Annotated in this window: 3 protein-coding genes, 1 tRNA gene and 2 rRNA genes; 3 read left to right on the forward strand and 3 right to left on the reverse strand. The window is 61.1% G+C overall.

The window, feature by feature from the left end:
- Window positions 1-3 precede the first annotated feature (3 nt).
- From ACFQ4E_RS01655 to ACFQ4E_RS01665, 3 genes are read left to right on the forward strand one after another with little or no spacing between them, the layout of a single operon-like run.
- Complete coding sequence (locus tag ACFQ4E_RS01655) at window positions 4-927, forward strand: glycosyltransferase family 2 protein (protein WP_386801181.1); 924 nt, start codon at window positions 4-6, stop codon at window positions 925-927.
- A gap of 10 nt (window positions 928-937) precedes the next feature.
- Window positions 938-1906 carry a glycosyltransferase family 2 protein gene (locus ACFQ4E_RS01660; protein ID WP_386801182.1) on the forward strand — a complete coding sequence of 323 codons (969 nt, stop codon included), beginning with the start codon at window positions 938-940 and terminating at the stop codon, window positions 1904-1906.
- A gap of 35 nt (window positions 1907-1941) precedes the next feature.
- Window positions 1942-2955 carry a glycosyltransferase family 4 protein gene (locus tag ACFQ4E_RS01665; protein WP_386801183.1) on the forward strand — a complete coding sequence of 338 codons (1014 nt, stop codon included), beginning with the start codon at window positions 1942-1944 and terminating at the stop codon, window positions 2953-2955.
- A 329-nt stretch (window positions 2956-3284) separates the two neighbouring features.
- Here the strand turns inward: ACFQ4E_RS01665 and ACFQ4E_RS01670 are convergent.
- From ACFQ4E_RS01670 to ACFQ4E_RS01680, 3 genes are all read right to left on the reverse strand, one after another.
- Window positions 3285-3361, reverse strand: a tRNA-Met gene (locus tag ACFQ4E_RS01670).
- A 70-nt stretch (window positions 3362-3431) separates the two neighbouring features.
- Window positions 3432-3546: ribosomal RNA gene (rrf, locus tag ACFQ4E_RS01675) — 5S ribosomal RNA — on the reverse strand.
- A 184-nt stretch (window positions 3547-3730) separates the two neighbouring features.
- Window positions 3731-6614: ribosomal RNA gene (locus ACFQ4E_RS01680) — 23S ribosomal RNA — on the reverse strand.
- Window positions 6615-6763: the final 149 nt, after the last annotated feature.

Genomic DNA, 6763 nt, shown 5'->3' on the forward strand with positions numbered 1-6763 from the left:
CCCATGCCGCTGATCTCCGTCATCATCCCTTGCTTCAATGCCGCCGCGACGCTCGGCGCCACGTTGGAGGCCCTCCGCGCCCAAACCCTCCAGGATTGGGAGGCTCTCATCGTCGATGACGGCTCCACCGACGAGAGCGCCGAGATCGCAAAGCATGTCGCGGCGAAGGATCCGCGCATCGCGCTGACCCGCAATCCGGGTCGCGGCCCGAGCGCGGCTCGCAACCACGCCGGGTTGAACCTCGCCAAAGGCCGGATCCTCGCCTTCTGCGATGCCGACGACATCTGGACGCCCGGAAAGCTCGAGGCAGTGTCCAAGGCCCTCGACGCCGGGCACGCGGACGCGGTGTTCGGCCAGACCGCCTTTTTCGCCGCTCACCCGTCCGACGCGCGCAGCATCTCCGGCGTGTCGCAGGGTGACATCACCATCGAGACGCTTCTGGGCGAAAACCCCGTCTGCACCCTGTCCAACCTGAGCCTCGGCGCCGAGCATTTCCGCGCGCTCGGCGGGTTCGACGCGACGCTTGTCCATAACGAGGATCTCGATTTCCTCATTCGGCTCGTCGGTCACGGCGGCCAATTGCGCGGCCTGCCGGGCGTGCATGTCTACTACCGCACGAGCCCGAGCGGCCTCTCCGCCGATCTCGCCGCGATGCAGGCGGCCCGCCGCCGCCTTCTGGCGACGGCAGCACGCTTCGGGGTCACGGCAAATCGCCGCAACGAGGCGATCTACCTGCGCTACCTCGCGCGCCGCGCGCTGCGCCTCGACCTCTCGCCCGTGCTCTCCGCGCGCCTGGCGCTGACCGGGTTCGTGACCGATCCGGGCGGCTTCCTGTCACCGGTTCACCGGGGGCTCGCGACATTGGGGGCCGCGTGCGCCGCACCGATCCTTCCCGGCGCGACCCGCCGCGCGCTCTTTTCGAAGTAAGGAGACCAGAATGCCCCGAGCATCCATCATCGTGCCGAGCTACAACAGCGCAGCCACCCTGCCCGCAACGCTGGCCTCCCTGCTCGCGCAGACCGCGAAAGACTTCGAAATCGTCGTCGTCGACGATGGCTCGACCGACAGCACCCCGGACCTGCTGCAGCGCATCACCGATCCGCGTCTTCGCATAGTGCGTCAGGCCAATCGCGGCCTTGCCGGCGCGCGCAACAGTGGCGTTCACGCGGCGCGCGGCACCGTCGTCGGGTTTTGCGATGCCGACGATCTTTGGCATCCGCAGAAACTCGACCGCCACCTGGAGCACCTGGCGGCGCGGCCGCGGATCGGGGTCAGCTACTCGGGCTCTTCGTTGATCGACGCTAAGGGCCGTGCCACCGGCCACGCCCAGCGGCCCCGTCTGAAGCGCGTGGATGCGACGCATGTCTTTCTGCGCAATCCCATCGGAAACGGCTCCGCCCCGGTCTTCCGCCGCTCGGCGCTCGATGCGATCTCCTATCTCCCCAAGGGCGGAGACACCCGCCCCTGGGTCTTCGACGAGACCTTCCGGCAATCCGAGGATATCGAGTGCTGGCTCCGTCTCGCGCTCACGACCGGTTGGGGCATCGAAGGCGTCCCGGGTCTTTTGACGCTCTACCGGGTCAACCCGCGCGGGCTTTCGGCCAATCTCGAACGGCAGCTGGCCTCGTGGGAGGCCATGGTGCGCAAACTCACGCCGCTCGATCCGTCCTTCTTCCAGGCCCATACCGCGGCCGCGCGGGCCTATCAGCTGCGCTACCTCGCGCGCCGCGCGGTGAGCGCGCTCGATGCCGACGCCGCCTGGAGCTACGCGCGGCGCGCACTGGCCAGCTCGCTGGCGCCGCTGCGCGACGAGCCCCTCAAGACCGCGGTGACGATGGCCGCCGCGCTCGCCCTGCGATCCGGATCGGTCGAGCCGCTGCGGCGCTGCTCCGGACTTTTTCGATAACTCATTCCTCTTAAGCTCAAGAAAGGACCCCTGCCATGACCCGTCCCCGCATCATTCACCTCTTCGACGACGCCACCTCGGGCGGCATCATGCGCGTGCTGGACTACGTGCAGCAGAACGCCGAGATGTCGCTTCAGGCAGACCATGAGCTCCGCCGCGTCACGCGCGGATCACTGTCGCTCGGACGCTATGACGCCGACATGGTCGTCTCGCATCTGACGGTGAACTGGCGGAGCCTTCCCGGCCTCATGGCATTGCGCGCCGCGAACCCGCAGCTCCCTCTCGTCCATGTCGAACACAGCTACACCGAGCAATTCGTCGCCCTGCACGTGCCGCGCCGCGGAAGGTTCGAAACGCTTCTGCGCTGCGCGAATTCCCTGTTCGATCGCGTGGTTGCGGTCAGCGCGGCGCAAGCCGAGTGGATGCGGGCGCGGTCCCTCGCTCCGCGCGGCAAGCTGAAGGTCATCCGGTCGGCCGTCGACTACGCCCCGTTCCTGGCATTGCCCGAGCCCACAGGCGCGCCGCGCGTTGTCGGAGCGATCGGGCGGCTCGATCCGATCAAGGGGTTCGATGTCCTGATCGAAGCCTTCCGCTCCGATCCCGATCTCGATCTCGAGTTGCGCATCTTCGGAGACGGCCCCGAGGCGCCCAGGCTGAAGGCCCTTGCGGCAGGCGATCCGCGCATCCGCTTTTTCGGCCATTACGACGATCCGGTCGCGGCCATGGCCTCGGTCGATATCGTGGCGATGCCATCGATGCGCGAGGCATACGGCCTCGTCGCCGCCGAAGCCCGCGCGGCAGGTCGGCTGTTGCTGGTCTCACCGGTCGACGGACTCCTCGACCACGTCGCCGACGGCGCCCGCGCCGTCCATGCCCACACGCCCGAGGCCTGGGCCGCCGCACTCCGCAGCCCCGATCTCGAACTGGCCCGGATGCGGATGTCGAAACCCGACGCCGCCGCCTTCTCGACGAGCTGGCGCAACCTGATCGCGGAACTCCTGCCCGCCAATAGGAACGCTATGCCGTCCGAGGACATCGCAAGCCTTTGAGGCGTTTATTCGATTGATAAACGCGAGGGAGTCGCGGCGAACTTTGTTCACGTGAGAGGATATTTTTGGTCCGGTGGCGCTGCACCCGCGGTTTGCCGAGATCTACAAGCGCAAGATCGCGGAGCTCTCGGACGCGCTGACCCGGGACGATGTGCGGAGCGAGGCGGGCGAGGTTCTGCGGGGTCTGATCGAGCGGATCGTGGCGCGGCCCGAGGAGGACGGGCATGCGCTTGAGCTCTATGGGGAGCTTGGTGCGATCGTGGCTTTGTGCGGGGAGGCCGGACATGCCGACGCCCGCGTTGTGAGCGCGGGCGTTGGGCAAGTAACGGTGGTTGCGGGGGTAGGATTTGAACCTACGACCTTCAGGTTATGAGCCTGACGAGCTACCGGGCTGCTCCACCCCGCGGTGGTGGGCTGTATTGTAGCCCTGAGCGGTGATCGTTTGAGAGAGATACGTGTGTGTCGTGGCTTGTTAGGTTTGGCGGTGACCTACTCTCCCACGTCTTGAGACGCAGTACCATTGGCGCTACGGCACTTAACGGCCGGGTTCGGAATGGAGCCGGGTGTTTTGCTCGTGCTATGACCACCAAACCGAACAAACCACGACGCACGACGCGCCTTTGGCGCGGCGGGTGCGGGTAAACGTGTTCGGTTTTCCCGAACATGTGGCCGCACACCCATCCATGCCGGGTGCGTCATAGGCGTTTATCCAAGTCAGTACACGTTGCGGTGCATGCTTTTGACCAGTTTGGGCGTGTCCTGCCTGTTACTGGATCAAATCAAGCCTATCGGGCCATTAGTACCGGTCAACTGAACGCATTGCTGCGCTTACATCTCCGGCCTATCGACGTGGTGGTCTACCACGGCCCTCAGGGATACCTTGTTTTGAGGGGGGCTTCCCGCTTAGATGCCTTCAGCGGTTATCCTGTCCGATCATAGCTACCCTGCACTGCTGCTGGCGCAACAACAGGTCCACCAGTGGATCGTTCACCCCGGTCCTCTCGTACTAGGGGCAACTCCTCTCAAGTATCCTACACCCACGGCAGATAGGGACCGAACTGTCTCACGACGTTCTAAACCCAGCTCACGTACCTCTTTAAACGGCGAACAGCCGTACCCTTGGGACCTGCTCCAGCCCCAGGATGAGATGAGCCGACATCGAGGTGCCAAACACTGCCGTCGATATGGACTCTTGGGCAGTATCAGCCTGTTATCCCCGGCGTACCTTTTATCCGTTGAGCGATGGCCCTCCCACTTGGGACCACCGGATCACTATGGCCGTCTTTCGACTCTGCTCGACTTGTCAGTCTCGCAGTCAGGCTGGCTTCTGCCATTGCACTCAACGAGCGATTTCCGACCGCTCTGAGCCAACCTTCGCGCGCCTCCGTTACGCTTTAGGAGGCGACCGCCCCAGTCAAACTACCCGCCACAGAGGGTCCCGGAACCGGATAACGGTCCGCGGTTAGACAACAAGAATGCGAAGGGCGGTATCTCAAGGATGGCTCCACAGAAACTGGCGTTCCTGCTTCGAAGCCTACCGCCTATCCTGCACATCCCAGTCCTGTTGCCAGTCTGAAGCTGTAGTAAAGGTGCACGGGGTCTTTCCGTCTAACCGCGGGAAGCCTGCATCTTGACAGGCAATTCAATTTCGCTGAGTCGATGTTGGAGACAGCGGGGAAGTCGTTACGCCATTCGTGCAGGTCGGAACTTACCCGACAAGGAATTTCGCTACCTTAGGACCGTTATAGTTACGGCCGCCGTTTACCTGGGCTTCAATTCGGAGCTTGCACCCCTCCTTTTAACCTTCAGGCACCGGGCAGGCGTCAGACCCTATACGTCGTCTTGCGACTTCGCAGAGCCCTGTGTTTTTAGTAAACAGTCGCCACCCCCTGGTTTGTGCCCCCAGCCCCTAGTTGCCTAGGAACCGGGCCTCCTTCTCGCGAACTTACGGAGGTATTTTGCCGAGTTCCTTCAACATCGTTCTCTCAAGCGCCTTGGTATTCTCTACCAGTCCACCTGTGTCGGTTTAGGGTACGATCTCATGGAAGAGCTATTTCCTGGAACCGCTCAACGGCCAGACCAATCCGATAAGGCCTGACAATACCTGCGATCCGTCACTTCTTCCTGGCTCCGGAATATTAACCGGATTCCCATCGACTACGCCTTTCGGCCTCGCCTTAGGGGTCGGCTTACCCTGCTCAGATTAGCTTTAAGCAGGAACCCTTGGACTTTCGGCGGGAGTGTCTCTCACACTCCTTGTCGCTACTCATGTCATCATTCTCGCTAGTGATCTCTCCACCGGATCCCTCACAGGCCGGCTTCACAGAAAGCCTCGCGTCTCCAATCCGGCCAGACCCTTTTTCAAGGATCGTCCCGGTAAGGAGACATGAGACTATGTCACACTACGCTCCGCTACCACTGCATACGCAGTCCTAAGCTTCGGCTCGTGGCTTGAGCCCCGTTACATCTTCGCCGCAGGACAACTTGATTAGACCAGTGAGCTGTTACGCTATCTTTAAAGGATGGCTGCTTCTAAGCCAACCTCCTGGTTGTTTTGGTCGTCCCACCTGCTTTCCCACTTAGCCACGAATTGGGGGCCTTAGCTGTAGGTCAGGGTTGTTTCCCTCTCCACGACGGACGTTAGCATCCGCCGTGTGTCTGCCATCTAGTACTCCCGGGTATTCGGAGTTTGGTTAGGATCAGTAAGCCTGTGGGGCCCCATTACCCATCCAGTGCTCTACCCCCCGGGGTATTCGGATGACGCTCTACCTAAATAGATTTCGCGGAGAACCAGCTATCTCCGAGTTTGATTGGCCTTTCACCCCTAGGCACAACTCATCCCGACCTTTTTCAACAGGTGTGGGTTCGGACCTCCAGTTGGTGTTACCCAACCTTCATCCTGGTCATGCCTAGATCACTCGGTTTCGGGTCTGATCCATCTAACTCGACGCCCTATTAAGACTCGCTTTCGCTGCGCCTACACCTAACGGCTTAAGCTTGCTAGATAGACCAAGTCGATGACCCATTATACAAAAGGTACGCCGTCACTTCGCAAGGAAGCTCCGACTGATTGTAGGCGTCCGGTTTCAGGTACTGTTTCACTCCCCTCGTCGGGGTGCTTTTCACCTTTCCCTCACGGTACTGGTTCGCTATCGGTCAGCAAGGAGTACTTAGCCTTCGAGGGTGGTCCCCCGATCTTCAGACAGGATTACACGTGTCCCGCCCTACTTAATACGTCCCATCGAGCTTCTCATACGGGGCTGTCACCCGCTACGGCCATGCTTTCCAACATGTTCTGATCACTCTCAAGGCTCGGCTGGTCCCCGTTCGCTCGCCACTACTAGGGGAGTATCATATTGATTTCCTTTCCTCCGGGTACTTAGATGTTTCAGTTCCCCGGGTTCGCTCTTATAACCCTATGTATTCAGGTCATAAGTACCTGGTTTTGACTACTGATGAGCCCACCCTTCGGACTTTCGGACAAGGTCCTCAAGTAACGAAGTGGTAGGACAACAATAATCAATCAGGTGGGTTGCCCCATTCGGAGATCTTGGGATCAAAGCCTATTCTCGGCTCCCCCAAGCTTATCGCAGAGTATCACGTCCTTCATCGCCTCTTGCTGCCAAGGCATCCACCAAACGCCCTTCTCGCGCTTGATTTGATCCAGAAAGAGACAGGATATTTGCGCTACCGCCTTCGGCTACTTGAGCGCTGACGCGTCGCATAGTCTGAGCGATAACATATCCCACCGCGGTCATATGCAGGCTGGTTCGTCTGCTGACCTCTGTTTCCGGATCAAAAGCATACT

It is taken from the genome of Litorisediminicola beolgyonensis, from assembly GCF_042679605.1.
Classification (GTDB): domain Bacteria; phylum Pseudomonadota; class Alphaproteobacteria; order Rhodobacterales; family Rhodobacteraceae; genus Litorisediminicola; species Litorisediminicola beolgyonensis.